Below are 16,463 nucleotides of genomic sequence, written 5' to 3' on the forward strand. Positions count from 1 at the left end.
CTGCCTACCTTCGCAAGATGCACGACCGCTACGGATCGCCGGGCTTCCTCGCTGCCTACAATGCGGGTCCGGGCCGCTACGAACAATATCTGCGCGGCGAACGGGGCTTGCCCACCGAGACGCGGAATTACGTCGCCCGGCTTGCGCCGATGATCGGCGGCGATGCCGCGCCGCTCGTCGCTTCCAGCAGCTCGGTGACACCGAACACGCAGCCGCCGCGTCCATCCTGGACGCAGGCGTCGCTGTTCGCCGTGCGATCAACTTCCAGCGAGGAAACCAACTCGGCGACGCCAAGCCTCGCCTCCGCCTCGCCCCCGCGCGCGGCTCCGCCCGCGCCATTGAACGGGCTTTTCGCGCCCGTTTCCGGGCGCTCAACCCAATAATCCGCCCCTTCGTCCGCTGGCGCGCTCCAGCGGGCGCTGGCGCAGTCCCGAGGAAGTTTTGAAGTATGGAGTGGCAAGGAAAGGAGCGAGGGCAGGATAAAAGGGGACGATGTGCGGTGCCATCTTCCCCCGGTCGTTTCCCTGTTTCACAAAGAGTTAGCCGCACCTCTCGCGAGGTGCGAAAAAACCGCGCGATGTGCGCGAACAGCAGAAACCAAGCATTGAGGCCGGATTCTTGCACATCGCGCAGGCGTTTGCCGTGAGCGCCGAGGACGATTTCCGCATCAGGCCGGGGCGCATCGGTTCGAGCAAGCGTCAGCGCACAAGAACGGCGATCGCCCAGGTGCTTGTTGCCACCCAGCTCGCTGGCGGACTGATTACAAGGCGCGGTAACATCGTCAGCGCGCGTCGTTCGACCGCGGGGCGTGGCCGTGTTGCGGGCGTCCGCGCCGGACATCGCCTTGGCAGTCGCGCGCGCGGTGCGGTCATCAAAGCGCGGGTGGTCAGAATGAACCCGCGAACATCGCTTGGCGCGCATCTCTCCTACCTCCAGCGCGATGGCGTCACCCGCGATGGCGAGCGCGGCCAGCTCTTCACTATCGACGGGCAAGAAGTCGATGCCGACGAATTCGCCAAGCGCTGCGAGAATGACCGGCATCATTTCCGGTTCATCGTCTCGCCCGACGACGCCCTCGAAATGGCCGACCTCAAAAAGTTCACGCGCGAACTGATAGGCCAGATGGAAAAGGATCTCGGCACCAAGCTCGATTGGGCCGCCGTCGATCACTGGAACACCGAACACCCGCATATCCATGTCATCGTGCGCGGCGTGGACGAGGATGGCAAAGACCTCGTGATTTCGCGCGACTATATCCGCGAAGGGATGCGAGGGAGAGCGCGCGAGTTGATCACCCGCGAGCTTGGCCCGCGCACCGAGATCGACATCCGCCGCTCGCTCGAACGCCAGATCGCTGCCGAACGCTGGACCGAGATCGACCGCGACCTCGCCCGCAGCGTCCAGCGCGACGGGATGATCGACATGGCGCCCGAACCTGGCCGCCAGCCCGATGCCGACCATACGCTCAGGATGGGGCGGCTTCGCAAGCTCGAACGGCTCGACTTGGCCCGCGAGATCGCACCGGGGCAATGGACGCTTTCGGGAGATGCCGAGCAGCAACTGCGCGCATTGGGAACGCGCGGCGACATCATCAAGCGGATGCACGAGACGATGGCGAAGCGAGGGCTAGACCGTGGCACGACGAGCTATTGCCTCGATGGTAACGCACGCCGACCGGTCATTGGCAAGCTGGTCGATCGCGGGCTGCACGATGAGCTGTCGGGGACCGCCTATGCCATTGTCGATGGCATCGACGGACGCACCCATCATCTGACCTTTTCTGACATCGAGGCAACCACCGATTGCAAGCCGGGCTCCATTGTAGAGCTGCGCCGCTTCGAGGATCGCAAAGGCCGCACCCGCACCGCGCTCGCAGTGCGCTCGGACATAAACCTCCACCAGCAGATCGACGCCCCCGGCGCGACCTGGCTCGACCGCCGGAACTTGGGGCAAGGCGGGCATGACCTTGGCGGCGGCTTCGGGGCCGAGGTGCGCGAGGCGATGGAAGCGCGCGCCGAGCATCTCGCCGATGAAGGTCTGGCGCGGCGGCAGGGGCAGCGCATCATCTTCGCGCGCAATCTGCTCGATACATTGAAAGCCCGCGAGGTCGATGCAGCCGGACAGCGGCTCGCCGCGGAGATCGGCATTCCCTACACGCCTTCGCAGTCGGGCGAATATGTCACGGGGACGGTGCGGCAGCGCCTCACTTTGGCGTCGGGGCGCTTCGCCATGATCGACAACGGCCTCGGCTTTCAACTCGTCCCTTGGTCGCATTCGCTCGACAACCAGATCGGCAAGCACATCTCGGGCGTGATGCGCGGCGACGGCGGAGTCGATTGGTCGTTCGGCCGCGGGCGGGGACTGGGGCTGTGAGGCACATACGCCAGCCCCGCTCTTCGTGCGCCAGCCCTTCCGTGCGGCCAAATTCGCTTGAACCGGCAGTGATCACGAACTGATCAATCTGATTTTTGAAGGACGAACCATGCAAGCGACGAAAATACTCTGGGGCCAGGTTATCGCGGTGTTCCTGATCGTGCTGACCGGCATCTGGTCGGCAACGCAATGGACCGCCTCGGCGCTTGGTTTTCAGCCCGAACTGGGCGAGCCCTGGTTCACGCTGTTTGGCTGGCGCATCTATCATCCTCACGACTTCTTCTGGTGGTGGTTCGTCTTCGACGCTTACGCCCCGCACATCTTCGACACGGGCGGCATCATCGCCGTGTCAGGCGGGATGGTCGCCATCGTCGTCGCCATCGGCATGTCGGTCTGGCGGGCGCGCGAGATCAAGAATGCCGAGACCTATGGCTCGGCGCGCTGGGCCAAGCCAGCCGAAGTCCGCCGCGCCGGTCTGCTCGACGACAAAGGCGTCCTGCTCGGCAAGTTGGGCAACCTCTATCTGCGCCACGACGGCCCGGAGCATGTGCTGTGCTATGCGCCAACGCGGAGCGGCAAGGGCGTCGGGCTGGTCATCCCGACTTTGCTGACCTGGCCCGGCTCGGCAATCGTCCACGACATCAAGGGCGAGAATTGGGAATTGACCGCAGGCTTCCGCTCGACCTACGGGCGCGTCCTGCTGTTCGATCCCACCAATGCGGCCTCCGCCGCCTACAACCCGCTCCTCGAAATCCGCAAAGGCGAATGGGAAGTGCGCGACGTCCAGAACGTCGCCGACGTGCTGGTCGATCCCGAAGGCAGTCTCGAGAAGCGCAACCATTGGGAAAAGACCAGCCACGCGCTGCTGGTCGGCGCGATCCTCCACGTTCTGTACGCGGGCAAGGACAAGACGCTCGCCGGGGTCGGCGCCTTCCTCTCCGATCCCAAGCAACCGATCGAATCCACGCTCCGCGCAATGATGACCACGCCGCATCTGGGCGAGGCGGGCGTTCACCCCGTCGTGGCTTCCGCCGCGCGCGAGCTGCTCAACAAATCGGCCAACGAACGCTCCGGGGTGCTGTCCACCGCTATGTCGTTCCTCGGCCTCTACCGCGACCCGGTGGTGGCGCAGGTGACACGGCAATGCGACTGGCGCATCGCCGATCTTGTGACGGGCAAGCATCCGGTCACGCTCTACCTGGTCGTGCCGCCTTCAGACATCAGCCGCACCAAGCCGCTGATCCGGCTGGTCCTCAATCAGATCGGGCGGCGGCTGACCGAGGATTTGCACGCGAAGCAAAGCCGCCAGCGGTTGCTGCTCATGCTCGACGAGTTTCCGGCGCTGGGGCGGCTCGACTTCTTCGAAAGCGCGCTCGCCTTCATGGCGGGCTACGGGATCAAGGCTTTCTTGATCGCCCAATCGCTCAATCAGATCGAAAAGGCTTACGGCCAGAACAATTCGATCCTCGACAACTGCCATGTCCGGGTCAGCTTTGCGACCAATGACGAGCGCACCGCCAAACGGGTGTCCGACGCGCTCGGCACCGCCACCGAATTGCGCGCGATGAAGAACTATGCCGGCCACCGCTTGTCGCCTTGGCTGGGGCATTTGATGGTGTCACGCTCGGAAACCGCCCGCGCGCTCCTGACCCCCGGCGAGATCATGCAACTCCCGCCAGACGACGAAATCGTCATGGTCGCCGGTGTCCAGCCGATCCGGGCCAAAAAGGCGCGTTACTATCAAGACCCACGCATGAAGAGCCGGGTGCTGCCGCCGCCCAAGGCCAAGCCGGGTGCGGGACCGCCGAGGCCGGATGATTGGAGCGGGCGAGCGCCAATCGCAGCGCCGCCAGTCCAAATTCCCGTCGAAGCGCCCGAACCGGCCAAGCATTCACAAGACGACGATGCCGAGAATGCAGACCTGCGCCGTGAGCCGATGATGGACGCGCATGTCGATATCTCGCCACCCTTGCCGCCACCGCCCGCCAACGAGTTCGAGCCCGACGAGCCGGATGCAGCGACCGATGCCGCGCGCATCCAGCGGGTAGTGCAGGACCAAGCCATGAACGCCCGCCGTGCGGCATTGGACCCTGATGACGGGATGGACCTTTGACCATGCCGGTCAAAGCCCGCCTCTCGGTCTATCTCGCCCCCGAAACGATGGAAGCGCTCGCCGCCTACGCCGACCGGCGCGACCGGTCGCGTGCGCTGAACGCGGAGGCGGCCATAGCCCAGTCCCTGTCGCCCGACGCCGACGAGGCGCGCGAGGCGGCGGTGACCAAGCGGCTCGACCAGCTCGACCGGCGCATGAACCGGCTGGAACGCGATGTGGGGATTGCGGTCGAGATGATTGCGATGTTTGTGCGGTTCTGGATGTCCAACGCGCCGCCGCCGCCGGAAGGCGAACGCGCTCTGCTGCGAAAGCAAGGAGGCGAACGGTACGATAACTTCATGGCCGCACTTGGACGACGATTGGCAAAAGGACCAAAGGTGCGGCAGGAAATTGCCGAGGACGTGCGTGGAGAGGGCGTGGACGGCTGAAATGTTGGACGCTGCCGACAGTCTCCTTTTGAGGGCGAAATGGCTCAAGCTGCCATAGGTTCATCTAAGCAAAAGAGTGGCTAGGGAGCGGATGGTAGGAGTAACAATGCCAAGTCAGAGCACAGCAAGAGGCTCGATGCCAATTATGTCTTATCCAGCTTCCGCCCTCAGCCAGTAGCCCAATGTCAATGCATCGTGGCGGTTGAAAAATGTTTCAAACAGAAAGCGGTGGCGGTCGCCATTTCGATCCGTCAGAATCAGTTCCTCTTGCCCAATGGTCCCGCCTTGGCTTGCCGAACAATAGTCGGAAACGGCTTCGAAGATGACCTTCTCCGTGTAAGCAAATCTCGCCCGAAAGTCGGTCGACTCCACACAGTAACGGCAAGGATCGTTGGCATCAAAATCATGTTTACGGCGAGCCGGATGAGGATGGCCACTGACAAGCGCTACCATCGGCCGACCACCATGACCATATTCGACAAGCCGCCAAAGCGTCGAGGTGATGGTGTTCCCAAAATCCTTACTCAATGCCTTCACAAAATCGAGGCTTGGTAGGCTTGATATGGCCTGCTCGCGAAAGCGATCCGACATGAACAGTAACTGGCCCGCGGCATAATTGGCTTCGGCTTCGATCCGCTCGTGGCAAACAGGTGTCAGGCTATGCTCATTGTCGCCAAACATCATGCCGTCATGCCAGGGTATGACACTGTGCCCTATTTCGTGGGCTTCGTTCCAACGGTGCTTCAGTATTGGCACATCCTTGTCGAGCATGATCCGCTTTTCGTCAGGGAAAAACATAGCTTTCAGGTTGAGCGTCCGCACTGCATCGCCAAGGATCGTTGGCCGTAAAAGTACTTGCTTTCCCATCACCGTAAGCCGTGACCGCATTTCTCGAAGCAGGCTGTCGTCGGTCGTGCTGTAATATTTGCGGTCAAGCTTAAGCAACTCGCGCACATGCCTAAGATCGAGCGGTGGCTCGGGATTGCCAAGACCTTTGAGAATCTTGGCGATCTGCCCGTCTATGTCAGCAGCGGTCCGCCCCCCTAAATCGATGTTCTTCAATTGCCCGCCTTACCATCACGTTTGCTGAGCACAGCGACGAAGGCTGCAAGTGCTTCGCTTTCGGCCGATGTCAACCGCTCCATCGATTCCGAACGTGCTGCAAAGCGCACGGCTTCGCGGCGTAAATCATCATCGTTGGCGACAACTAGCCCTGCCAGTTCCATCAGCTTGCCCTGTGGGACCTTGAATATCTGCGCAAGTTTGTAGACCGTGCGCGGCTCCGGCAGATAATGGACATCGTCCTCGATGACGAGCACTTCGCTCGCATCGAGATCAGCTTCATCGGCAAGCTTCTCAATCGAATACCCCTGCTGGCGGCGCATCAGATTGACAAATTTTCCAAAGGCAATTCTGTTCTCTTCAGCCGACACCGGCTGTTCCGTTGCCGAGTGCGTTTCAGCCACAGGATCGATGGCCAGCAGTCCAGCGCTAACCGCTGCGTTACCTTCACGGGCCGCACGGGCCAGCCACCATTCTTTTGAGCGATCAATGATCATGGCGCTATTCCTCCAGAAACGTCCCGGCTTGGCCAGGCGTAAATTCAAAATATCTCAGATTCTGACAATCAGGGTCGGGACCGAGATCGGTCATGCCGCAACGGTCGCGATAAAATGTGTCGGCCTGCGGCAGTGAATGAAGCCCAATCCTGCCTTTGAAGCCTTCTTCCAGGCTCAGGAAAACGGCCGCAGTGATCAGCGCCGTGCCGACGCCGCGAAGGCGTGCCGATCCTCCGAGTTCAGGCCGATTCCAGGGCGCTGCTTCGAGATAGTCGATATAGACAATCGGCTTTCCTGCCTCTCCCAGAATCCGTGCAGACTTGGTGAGGTCGATTTGGGCAAGCCCTTGGGTTTCGCCCAGGGCGACAATACTGAACCCTTTATAAGCGAGCAGGCCAGACACTCGGGCTGTCTTCTCCTGCCAGTTCCAGTGCCAACTTTGCGGCCATTGCGCCTGCGGGACGCCCTTGCGGGCCAGACCCTGCAAGACGCCCAGCAAGGCCGGCTGCCATTTGGTCTGCCAGTCGTTGAGGTTCTCGGCTTCTATGGCGTCTCGCAACTCGGCTTCAACGGCTCCGCCGGTTGCCGCATCGAGCAGGTAGATCCGAGATATCTCGGCGCTCACAAGAGCATGAGCTCCGCCTTCTCCTTCGTTTGCTCATTCTCGAACAAAAGCTTGTCACCCTTTTCCACCCGGGCATCGACCGTTTGATAAAGGCGCAAGGCCTGTCGCAAGACGGCCGTCTTGCTCAAATCCTTCCGGAGCGAAAGCGCATCCAAAACACGCATTTCGAGCTCAGTGAGGTTGAGGGTCATGGTGCGTTTCATAATGGACTCAAGCCTCCTTTTCCAGAAGGCCCCTAACAGCTTATCCCCGATTCGTCAACAGGAATTAGCCGCAGGATATGTATTGTATAGCTAATAAATAGCTACTATGTGCTTAGCACGACGCTCGCATACTCCGCGAGTCGCATCATCAGAACAGGGTTCGCATGGCACGCCAGCATATCGATCATCGCGACATCGTCGCTTTCGCCCAAGACCGGGTCAATCTGCCCAAGGACAAGGCCGACGAGTATCGTGCGCAAGCTCGCCGATTGCGTGAAAAGCTCGAGACCTATGTTGGCGAACATCCCGATTTCACGCTCAAGAAGATGATGCTATCGGGAAGCTTGGCCAAGGGCACGGCCCTCAGATCACTCAATGATATTGATGTTGCTTGCTACATCAGTGGGGCAGACGCGCCGCAGGACATCGTCAAGCTCCTCGAATATCTCGCAGAACGGTTGCGCAAGGCTTTCCCCAATTTCAGCCCCGAGCAAGTCCAACCGCAAACCTACTCCGTGACCGTGTCTTTCCGCGGTAGCGGACTGGACGTCGATGTCGTGCCCATTCTCTATGCGGGCGACCCGCAATGGTATGGCAATCTGGTCAGCCAGGACGATGGCTCATTTCTCGAAACCAGCATTCCGCTCCATCTGGACTTCGCGGCCAAGCGCAAGCGTGTGCAGGAGAAGCATTTTGCCCAAGTCGTCAGGTTGGTTAAATATTGGGCGCGGTTGATGAAGCAAGAGCGTGAGGGATTTCGCTTCAAATCCTTCATGATCGAGATGATTCTTGCAAAGCTGTGCGACGATGGACTCGACTTTGCAGACTATCCCGAGGCACTCCAGCATTTTTTCACCTATGTCGCGCGCAGCGATATGCGCGAGCTGATCGTCTTTTCGGACTATTACCGACCCTCCGACGTTCCGGCGCTCAATTGTCCGGTCAAAATCATAGATCCGGTGAATGCCGCCAACAATGTCGGACGGCTCTACACGTCCGCAAATGCCGACGCCATTGTCGATGCCGCCCTTGACGCTGGGGACGCAATCGATGCCGCACTTGCAGCACCAAACAAGCAATTGACCGTCGCCTATTGGCAGAAGGTCTTTGGCTCAGCATTCCAGGGATAACGCCATGTCTAGCGCATTTAGCTTCACCGAGAGTTCGACCTTCACCGTCACCCATGCGCGTCATATGGCCGCTAAAGTGGCAACCGACCTGAAACGTCTCCAGCGCCTCTACCCCGGTGGACCGACCGATACACGCATCGCGCAATTCGAGGCCGAGGCGACGGCGCTGATAAAGGCGGGCTATCTCGAAAGCGTCTCCTATGGCTTTCAGCGCGACGGGAAGTGGATTGAGCCGACGCTACAATATACTGCACGCGATCTGATGGGCGGATCGGCCGACGACAATGATCCGGGGCGGGTCCGTCCAGGTGCTGATGTAAGTGGCGCGACCTTCAAGAGCTTTCTTTGCTACAGCTCTTCTTGGTTTCGCCTGAGCCAGGCTGAGCAAGACGCATTCGAGGCTGGTTTGCCCTTCTCTAGAAGCGATGCGCCACAGCCCGGGGTCAGTGGTTATCTCAGTGAAGACAAAATCTACTCCGCTGGTGGACGTGCGCTCCAGCGTGCAACAGTCAGGAGCTATTGATGAATCAAGCACAGCCTCTCGATGCATTGTTCGAACGGCGCATCACCTATCCCGACTTCGAACCACAGCAGCGCCTTGCACAGCTGATCGGCCTTGATGATCAAAAGGCGCGTCTTTCAAAAATTCTTGGACTTCTGGTCAATCCCGCAGGGATTAGCCAATGGCTCGGACGCCATCACCCTGACGCTTTAGGCTTGCTCGACACGGTCTTACGGCGCCCGCCGCTTGTAATCCTAGCAGGTGATGTTGGCTCGGGCAAAACCGAGCTCGCAGAGACGATTGGCGACGCAGTGGCGCGCCAAGAGAAGATTGACATCACTCTATTCCCCCTGAGCCTGTCCACCCGCGGTCAAGGCCGGGTCGGTGAAATGACCCAGCTGCTCTCAGCCGCGTTCGATCACACGTTCGATGCAGCGAAGACGCTCAAATCGGAATCGGGCCGCGCTCGCGGTGCGGTCATCATGCTCGTGGATGAAGCCGATGCGCTCGCACAGTCACGCGAATCCGCACAGATGCACCATGAAGATCGAGCAGGCGTCAACGCCTTCATCCGGGGCGTAGACCGCCTAGCCAATGCCAAGCTTCCGGCGGCTGTTATCATGTGCACCAACCGGCTAAACGCGTTAGACCCGGCAGTGAGGCGGCGCGCTGCTGACGTTCTTGAATTTGACCGGCCAGGTGACGATCAACGGCATCACGCCATTCATAGCCACCTTGCTGACGCTGGGTTTAGCGAGAAAGCCATCAATGCACTGGTCGCCGCGACGGGCCCCCGGAAGGGCGGCCCGGACTATGGCTTCACCTATTCGGACCTGACGCAACGGCTGATCCCGAATATTGTACTCGATGCCTATCCCGCTGGACCAATCAGCGGCGAACGCGCGCTTGCCATTGCAACTGCCATGAAACCAACTCCTCCCTTCATCGACCGATCGGATGGCTGATCATGAGCGACTGGTCCCTGCCAAAAATCCTGTCCGGACTCCATGACGATATTCAGAGCAAGCTGGCGATCTCACGCGCGAATCTCGCGCATCCGGGCACTAAGGGGAATGCAAGCGAAGCCATTTGGCTAAGGATGCTGCAAACCTATCTGCCTGTCCGCTACTGCACCGAATCCGCCCATGTCGTCGACAGCAACGGCCAGTTCAGCGACCAGATCGATGTAGTGATCTTCGACCGTCAATACACACCGTTCATCTTCAACTTTGAGGGCGCGATGGTCGTCCCTGCCGAAAGCGTCTATGCGGTTTTCGAGGCCAAGCAGGCGATCAATGCCGAGCAAGTAGACTATGCGCACAAGAAGATCAGAAGCGTGCGAGAGCTGCACCGCACGAGCCTACGTATCCCTCATGCCGGTGGAACATATGACCCCAAACCCTTGCCGCACATTCTCGGTGGATTGCTCACCTTTGAAAGCGACTGGTCTCCCGGATTGGGAGACGCTTTGACGCGCGCTCTCAACCAAGCAACCGACACAGAGCGCATTGATCTGGGCTGTGTGGCAGCACATGGCGTTTTCGACTACTCCAAAGAAGGCGGATTTGACCTTTCCCCTATGGCCAAGCCAGCGACAGCCTTTCTGTTTGAGCTGATTGCCCGACTGCAACAGATGGCAACCGTCCCGATGATTGACGTTCGCGCCTATGCAAAATGGCTTGATGTTGAGTTGGATTGAACGAACGACCGCAATTGCGACTATCAAACGTGGGTCTGAACGTCCGGAAAGTTGGCGACATCAGCCACGCCGACGGTTTATCCGCTGCGTCTGCCAGCGACGACATTTTGGTCGTTGCGTTGAACCTGCAGAGCTATAAAAGCGGACGTTCATAACACTTGACGTGGAAGGAAGCGACGATGATCGAGCATCACGGCAGCTGCCATTGCGGGCGTATTCGTCTGACATTGAGTGACGAACCAATCGAGGTCAGCGAATGCAATTGTTCGATTTGCCGGCGCACCGCTGGATTGTGGCACTATTGCTCGCCGGACTTGATCTCTGTCGGGGGAGAGGGCGTTGCCTACCAGCATGGTGACCGTTCGCTAGACACATGGCACTGCCCGGACTGTGGCTGCACCACTCATTGGACAGCGACCGATCCCACCTATGCGCGCATGGGCGTTAATCTCAGGATGTTTGAACCTGATTTGTGGCGTGATCTGCCACGTCGTCTCGTCGATGGCGCGTCTTACTGAGAGAGAACCAAAAGAGTCAGATTCCGACAAGTTAGCGGACATTTACCCCCTTTCCCAAGGCATCAAAACCTGCCGATCTCGTTCAACCCGTGGCACAATTGTGCGATATCGAAAGCTCGACGCGAACAGAAGAAGAGGCTTGCAACACAAACTCTATATATATAGATAATAGAAATGGCACGGCGTAGCAACACCTCGCATCAGACCCGGACGGTCTTGTTGGCATTCCTCAAAAGCCCGCTTACCTGGCGCTATGGGTATGATCTGATCAAAGAAACAAACCTCAAGTCGGGTACGCTTTATCCCTTGCTGATTCGGTTGCATGATCAAGGATTGCTGGATGCAGAATGGCATCCTTCGCGACAAGCGGGTCGCCCGCCACGACACGCTTACCGCTTGACTAAGGCCGGAATAGCGCTTGCCGAGCAAATGCGATCAGCGAATGCATCATTTCCAGCTGGCGTTGAGGGAGCGTTTGCATGACCTCTGTTTCGGATCAAATCATCCCAATTGTATTTCGATTGGCTATGAAGCTGTCGCCGCCGGAAAGGCGGGATTGGTTGCAGGCAATGCAAGCAGAAATGTACTTTGTTTCCGATAGCAATGCGGTATCTTTCGCTCTCGGCTGTTTGTTGGCGATAGTGCGGGTGCGCGTGTCGATGCCGGAGACCGTCCTTGGGGCCGCACGCTGGACACTGGTTCTGGGCGCTGTAGCATGGAGCGGCCTCCATCTTCGCTTGGCCGGACGGCTCGCCGCCTTTGGTGCTGCAACGCCGTCCACGCTTGCCTATTTTGCCGCGGCAGTAATTGCTGTCGGTGCATTGCTAATGGCTGCAAAAGGCCTGCGCGTCGCCGTTTTTTTGGCTGCACCGGTCACTGTGTTTGCTGGCCTTGTTGCTCTTGGAGCGGATAAGTTTGTTCCGCAAAGCATCCATGCTCATTTCTATAGGGCAATTGCTATCGAGTATGTCTTCATTCTTCTTGCAGCGATTTTGATTGCGACTGGCGTTCCACGCTGGGTCGAAAAACAGAAAGGACTTGCTGGATGACACAGCGTCGCGTTACTCTCATTCTGGCAAGTGCCACTGGTCTGCTTGGACTTGCTCACCTTGCGTTGAGCATGGCGATATACCCCAATTGGACGGTTGACGCCCTTTGGTTTGTTGGCACCGGATTTGCGATTGTTATCGGCGCAGCGGCGAATCTGATCACCGCCAATCCGGTGAACCGGGCTGGTCAATATGCGAAGTTGCTCATTAACCTGATGATGACCGGATTTTTCGCCGCCGCCTGGATCGTGCTTCCAGGGCCTCAGGTGATTTTGGGCGGACTGCTGTTTGCCGGGCTGGCGCTGTGCGTCGTCCGGGCTAAATTTGCACCTATTTCATAGCAAGCACCACTCTAGGCGAACGTCTGCTTTTCATGATTGGCGGCCAAAAGCGGACTGTCGAGACTCCCCAACAAAACGGTCGTGATCTGACTGCTGAACGGACGGCAGGTTTAGAGGAACGCCAAAGGCTGAATGAACGGCGGAAATGTTAGCGAGCGCAGCCGTCCATCGCCTTAAGTGGCAATGCGGCGCTGAGGTATCCTTGCACGAACTCAACTCCGAAACCGGCTGACGACACGCCGCCATTCCGCATCTGGCGGAAGTGGCAAGGCAATTGATGGGTTTGCTCTTCGGTCGGCCCGCATCGTGGCCCTCCCACCACACGCGCGGCATCTCAGTCGCCGGGCGACCGCCGGAAATGTCGAGTCCCAATGGTTACGCTCAAAAAGCAACCATAGCCCTCCCGCCTCAAACACGCCTTCCGAACGACAGCGCCGACAAGTCGCAACGGTCGCAAAATGCCATGCGGCTGCTTCGAAAAGCGTTTCAGGGACGCTGCATCCATCGGCGTCGAACCGCGTCACTAATCGACCACCAACGATTCATCGGGAAGCGTGCCAATAAGATCGGTAGCGCTAACCGACCAGGCGCGGGAAAAGGCGTCGATTTCAGCGCGAGACACATAATCTCCACTGCTGATCGCGCTAAGCCGCCCAATCGGAATACCGGTGATCTTCGACAAACGCGGCCAAGGCGTACAGCTCGAAGCGACCCAAGCGTAAAACCAATGATCTCCATCTGCCAACATTCGCATGACCGGCGATGAATCCGTGAGTTTGACCAGCGACTTCTTGACCGGATGTTCGCCCTTACGCCTTGTCATTGGTCTGCGAACAAAGTGAGTTGACAGCCTTGGCCCGCGAAATAGGTCCGCGCTCGCAAGGCAGCATCTGCGGCTTGGCGATAATGGATAGTTCCACGGCGCTCCGCCTCGTCAAACCCGACCGGAGCCCAATCCTCGCTTGGATAACAGGCGTCGTAAATCGCGCGCGCAGCCGCGCGCAGCTGCAGGTCGTGCTGCATTTCTTAACTCCATGATGTCGAATCAGCGCCAGCGGGCGCAGGCGAGTTGTGTAGAACGTATGTAGAACATGGGTCAAGCTTTGTGCTATGGCCGGGTTCGCGAGTCGATTGAGAGGGTGCTCAATGTCCAGATTGTTCGCTGTGCTGCGCACGATGGCCAAAGTCGCCGAGTGGTTCGACACGGAACGCCCGTCCAATATCACCGTGCCGCCGGAGACCATCGAGGGATTGCCCGGTCTTGTCGTGATCGAACGCGAAGGGCGCCGTGTCATCCGTTCGCTGCAATGGTGGTTTCCCCGATTGACGCGAGAAGCTCGGTTGCGCGGAAATGAGCTTGGCCTGGTCGGTTTGGTTGCCGATCTGACCAATCCGATGTGGGATAGGATGGTGGTCGATCCACAATATCGCTGCCTCATTCCGCTTACCCATTTCGCCAATCCCGCTGGCGCGCCCGGCTCGAAAACGCGCACATGGTTCTCGATAAAGGACGAGCCAATGATGACTTGGGCCGGATTCTGCCGCACCTTGCCAGACGTCGGGCCGGTTTTTGCCGGGATGACCATGACTGCGAATTCATTGGTCGAGCCGTCCAACGATCGCATGCCTGTGCTACTTGATCGGTCGGAACATGATCCGTGGCTGCATGGCAGCATCGAAGATGTAATCCACTTCCAGTTCCGCGAACCGATGGCGGCTGACGGCATGGACCTGCAATCAACCAACGACAGCTGGCGGAGCGGCAAAGCACCGACGCTCCTCAATCGAGCCGAGCAAATCGGTCTTGATTTCTAGGCACTTCCGCTCACAGCAGGCTCTGATACACTGACAAGATGTGCAACCTCACGACAATGCGAAAATCGGCAGCGGAAGTTGCAGCCCATTTTGGGGTCAAGAACCCGGTCGCGACCAACGCGCCGACGGAAGTCTATCCCGGCACGCCGGGCATCGTCGTGCGAGAGGACGCGGGCGAGCGTGACATGCAGTCGATGATCTGGGGTTTTCCGATGCGGCTCAAGTTCATGAAGCCGGATTCGAAACCCAAGCCAGTTAACAATATTGCCGATCTACGAAAGCCCGTTTGGAAGGGGCTGGCCGCTAAGCCGCAATGGCGCTGCCTGATTCCGATTACCGGCTTTGCCGAGGCCGAGGGGCCTAAAGGTGCCAAAACCCGGACATGGTTTTCGTTGAAGGATCAGGAGCTATTCGCATGGGCCGGACTTTGGCGCGAGAGTGGGGAGTGGGGGCCGGTCTATTCCGGCGTGATGACCGACGCCAACAAGGCCATCCAGCCGGTGCATGATCGCATGCCGGTGCTGCTCCACGCGCACGAATGGGACGAATGGTTGCATGGCGATTTCGAGGCCGCAGTTGCGTTTCAGGATCGCATTTTTCCCGACGAGTTGATCGAGATGAAGCGGACTGACGAGCCTTGGGTCAAGCGCAAGGGCGCACCGGTGGCCGACCTTTTCGCAAGCTGAAGAATCATCCCTCGATTCGGGTGCGCGCCCGATTTGCGAGTATTCTGCCGATTTATTGACATAGCCGACTACGCCAGCCTTTCTGCCTTTGCGCTGGGCTTCGACGCTTACAATTTGCTGTTGCCTGCGCCCCGTTTCCTGCCCTTTTGCTCTGCCTCGTTAGCCGGTCGCACCTTGACCGGCCCCGTCAAGCGAGGCCCATATGAGCGTCATCCCGATCCGGTCCGAACGTGCATCGCGCAGTTCGCGGATGCTGCGGACGGCGCTTGGGAGCGCGATTACCGACTGGCTTGAAAACCCCGCCGTTATCGAGGTGATGCTCAACCCGGACGGCCGGCTGTGGATCGACCGGCTGGGCGAGGGGATCGCCGATACGGGAGTGGCAATGACCGCTGCCGACGGCGAGCGGATCATCCGCCTGGTCGCGCACCATGTCGGGGCCGAGGTTCATGGAGCCGCGCCGCGCGTATCGGCGGAGCTGCCCGAAGGCGGAGAGCGGTTCGAAGGTTTGTTGCCGCCTGTGGTTGCGGCACCGAGCTTCGCGATCCGCAAGCCTGCCGTCGCGGTGTTTACGCTGGGCGATTATGTCGCTGCCGGGATCATGGCCGAGGCGCAAGCCGAGCTTCTCGCCCGCGCAGTTGCCGAGCGGCGCAACATCCTCGTCGCGGGCGGCACTTCGACCGGCAAGACCACGCTCACAAACGCGCTGCTCGCCGAAGTCGCCAAGACCGCAGACCGCGTTGTGCTGATCGAAGACACGCGCGAACTGCAATGCGCCGCGCCCAACCTGGTCGCGCTGCGCACCAAGGATGGCGTCGCCTCGCTCTCCGACCTTGTCCGTTCGGCCTTGCGTCTGCGCCCGGACCGCATCCCCATCGGCGAAGTCCGGGGCGCTGAGGCGCTCGACTTGCTCAAAGCCTGGGGGACCGGCCATCCTGGCGGCGTCGGCACCCTCCACGCCGGAACCGCGCTCGGCACGCTGCGGCGGCTCGAACAGCGGGTCCGCGTCGATGGGCTGGCTCCCAACGGCGACTACGCCATCTCCCCCCTTTTCCCTCAAGCACAAGGAACCTGCCAATGACCAAAACCCTGTCCCGTCTGCGCGACCGCGCTTCCACGCTCGCGCTGGGAGCGTTCTTGGCGCTCGCGATTTCGACGCCAGCCCATGCGGCGGGATCGTCGATGCCGTGGGAAGCGCCGCTCCAGTCGATCCTCGAATCGATCCAGGGACCGGTCGCCAAGATCATGGCGGGGGTCATCATCAACGCCCCGGGCCGGACGCCGGCGGTCCGGGGCACTTCGAGGTCTGGGTCGTGGCCTTCCCCGCTCGCGCGGGCGGGGTGGGGGTGTGGGTCCGCCTCGCGGTGCACGCGCCGCCCGGCGGCCCGGGCGACCGCCCGCCGTGGTTCGCCGCCGTTGAGC

At 59.8% G+C, this 16,463-nt stretch carries 21 protein-coding genes and 1 pseudogene; 16 read left to right on the forward strand and 6 right to left on the reverse strand.

The genetic code is table 11. From position 1 onward, the window contains the following. From Q0239_RS09660 to Q0239_RS09675, 4 genes and pseudogenes are all read left to right on the forward strand, one after another. Window positions 1–383 (forward strand): annotated as a pseudogene (locus Q0239_RS09660) (lytic transglycosylase domain-containing protein); the annotation flags it as partial. A 259-nt stretch (window positions 384–642) separates the two neighbouring features. Beyond that, entirely contained in the window at window positions 643–2,373 is a 1,731-nt protein-coding gene (locus Q0239_RS09665) for a DUF3363 domain-containing protein (protein WP_298601871.1), read from the forward strand. 109 nt (window positions 2,374–2,482) lie between these two features. Then, window positions 2,483–4,486, forward strand: coding sequence for a conjugal transfer protein TraG (locus Q0239_RS09670; protein WP_298601874.1), 2,004 nt, complete (start codon window positions 2,483–2,485; stop codon window positions 4,484–4,486). Window positions 4,487–4,488: 2 nt separating this feature from the next. Next, the gene (locus Q0239_RS09675) at window positions 4,489–4,914 is read left to right on the forward strand and encodes a CopG family transcriptional regulator (protein WP_298601877.1); all 426 of its coding nucleotides are present in this window, start codon (window positions 4,489–4,491) and stop codon (window positions 4,912–4,914) included. Between the two features lie 150 nt (window positions 4,915–5,064). Here the strand turns inward: Q0239_RS09675 and Q0239_RS09680 are convergent, their stop codons facing one another. The 4 genes from Q0239_RS09680 to Q0239_RS09695 are packed head-to-tail and all read right to left on the reverse strand — an operon-like array spanning window position 5,065 to window position 7,301. Then, a complete protein-coding gene (locus Q0239_RS09680; RefSeq protein ID WP_298601880.1) occupies window positions 5,065–5,976 on the reverse strand; it encodes a hypothetical protein in 912 nt (303 codons plus the stop codon). Continuing rightward, entirely contained in the window at window positions 5,973–6,473 is a 501-nt protein-coding gene (locus tag Q0239_RS09685) for a helix-turn-helix transcriptional regulator (RefSeq protein ID WP_298601884.1), read from the reverse strand. Before Q0239_RS09685 ends, Q0239_RS09680 begins: the two co-directional genes overlap by 4 nt. A gap of 4 nt (window positions 6,474–6,477) precedes the next feature. Continuing rightward, window positions 6,478–7,098 (reverse strand): GNAT family N-acetyltransferase, encoded by a 621-nt coding sequence (locus tag Q0239_RS09690; RefSeq protein ID WP_298601886.1) that lies wholly within the window; start codon window positions 7,096–7,098, stop codon window positions 6,478–6,480. Next, complete coding sequence (locus tag Q0239_RS09695; RefSeq protein WP_298601889.1) at window positions 7,095–7,301, reverse strand: transcriptional regulator; 207 nt, start codon at window positions 7,299–7,301, stop codon at window positions 7,095–7,097. Before Q0239_RS09695 ends, Q0239_RS09690 begins: the two co-directional genes overlap by 4 nt. Before the next feature lie 164 nt (window positions 7,302–7,465). Between Q0239_RS09695 and Q0239_RS09700 the strand changes: the two genes are divergently transcribed. The 8 genes from Q0239_RS09700 to Q0239_RS09735 all read left to right on the forward strand — a co-directional run bounded on the left by Q0239_RS09700 (window position 7,466) and on the right by Q0239_RS09735 (window position 12,540). After that, complete coding sequence (locus Q0239_RS09700) at window positions 7,466–8,431, forward strand: CBASS oligonucleotide cyclase (protein WP_298601892.1); 966 nt, start codon at window positions 7,466–7,468, stop codon at window positions 8,429–8,431. A 4-nt stretch (window positions 8,432–8,435) separates the two neighbouring features. Beyond that, the gene (locus Q0239_RS09705) at window positions 8,436–8,954 is read left to right on the forward strand and encodes a hypothetical protein (RefSeq protein WP_298601895.1); all 519 of its coding nucleotides are present in this window, start codon (window positions 8,436–8,438) and stop codon (window positions 8,952–8,954) included. Further along, window positions 8,954–9,898, forward strand: coding sequence for an ATP-binding protein (locus Q0239_RS09710; RefSeq protein ID WP_298601898.1), 945 nt, complete (start codon window positions 8,954–8,956; stop codon window positions 9,896–9,898). The genes Q0239_RS09705 and Q0239_RS09710 overlap by 1 nt, the downstream gene beginning before the upstream one ends. Window positions 9,899–9,900: 2 nt before the next feature. Further along, complete coding sequence (locus tag Q0239_RS09715) at window positions 9,901–10,632, forward strand: DUF6602 domain-containing protein (RefSeq protein WP_298601901.1); 732 nt, start codon at window positions 9,901–9,903, stop codon at window positions 10,630–10,632. A 179-nt stretch (window positions 10,633–10,811) separates the two neighbouring features. Next, window positions 10,812–11,150, forward strand: coding sequence for a GFA family protein (locus Q0239_RS09720; RefSeq protein WP_298601904.1), 339 nt, complete (start codon window positions 10,812–10,814; stop codon window positions 11,148–11,150). A gap of 174 nt (window positions 11,151–11,324) precedes the next feature. After that, entirely contained in the window at window positions 11,325–11,633 is a 309-nt protein-coding gene (locus Q0239_RS09725) for a PadR family transcriptional regulator (protein WP_298601907.1), read from the forward strand. Further along, window positions 11,630–12,199 (forward strand): hypothetical protein, encoded by a 570-nt coding sequence (locus tag Q0239_RS09730; protein ID WP_298601910.1) that lies wholly within the window; start codon window positions 11,630–11,632, stop codon window positions 12,197–12,199. The genes Q0239_RS09725 and Q0239_RS09730 overlap by 4 nt, the downstream gene beginning before the upstream one ends. Beyond that, the gene (locus Q0239_RS09735; RefSeq protein ID WP_298601913.1) at window positions 12,196–12,540 is read left to right on the forward strand and encodes a hypothetical protein; all 345 of its coding nucleotides are present in this window, start codon (window positions 12,196–12,198) and stop codon (window positions 12,538–12,540) included. The genes Q0239_RS09730 and Q0239_RS09735 overlap by 4 nt, the downstream gene beginning before the upstream one ends. A gap of 523 nt (window positions 12,541–13,063) precedes the next feature. On the opposite strand, the gene Q0239_RS09740 is transcribed toward Q0239_RS09735, so the two are convergent. Then, window positions 13,064–13,363, reverse strand: coding sequence for a hypothetical protein (locus Q0239_RS09740; protein ID WP_298601916.1), 300 nt, complete (start codon window positions 13,361–13,363; stop codon window positions 13,064–13,066). Further along, entirely contained in the window at window positions 13,360–13,563 is a 204-nt protein-coding gene (locus Q0239_RS09745) for a hypothetical protein (protein ID WP_298601919.1), read from the reverse strand. Before Q0239_RS09745 ends, Q0239_RS09740 begins: the two co-directional genes overlap by 4 nt. 123 nt (window positions 13,564–13,686) lie before the next feature. Between Q0239_RS09745 and Q0239_RS09750 the strand changes: the two genes are divergently transcribed. The 4 genes from Q0239_RS09750 to Q0239_RS09765 all read left to right on the forward strand — a co-directional run. Then, window positions 13,687–14,355 carry an SOS response-associated peptidase family protein gene (locus Q0239_RS09750; protein ID WP_298601922.1) on the forward strand — a complete coding sequence of 223 codons (669 nt, stop codon included), beginning with the start codon at window positions 13,687–13,689 and terminating at the stop codon, window positions 14,353–14,355. Window positions 14,356–14,393: 38 nt separating this feature from the next. Beyond that, window positions 14,394–15,041, forward strand: coding sequence for an SOS response-associated peptidase (locus Q0239_RS09755; RefSeq protein WP_298601925.1), 648 nt, complete (start codon window positions 14,394–14,396; stop codon window positions 15,039–15,041). A gap of 202 nt (window positions 15,042–15,243) precedes the next feature. Beyond that, window positions 15,244–16,122 (forward strand): P-type conjugative transfer ATPase TrbB, encoded by an 879-nt coding sequence (gene trbB / locus Q0239_RS09760; RefSeq protein WP_298601928.1) that lies wholly within the window; start codon window positions 15,244–15,246, stop codon window positions 16,120–16,122. Next, window positions 16,119–16,463 (forward strand): TrbC/VirB2 family protein (locus Q0239_RS09765; RefSeq protein ID WP_298601930.1); only part of this gene is annotated, 345 nt, incomplete at its 3' end. The genes trbB and Q0239_RS09765, both read left to right, overlap by 4 nt.

Source organism: uncultured Sphingorhabdus sp. (assembly GCF_937872355.1).
In the GTDB taxonomy this organism is placed as follows: domain Bacteria; phylum Pseudomonadota; class Alphaproteobacteria; order Sphingomonadales; family Sphingomonadaceae; genus Sphingorhabdus_B.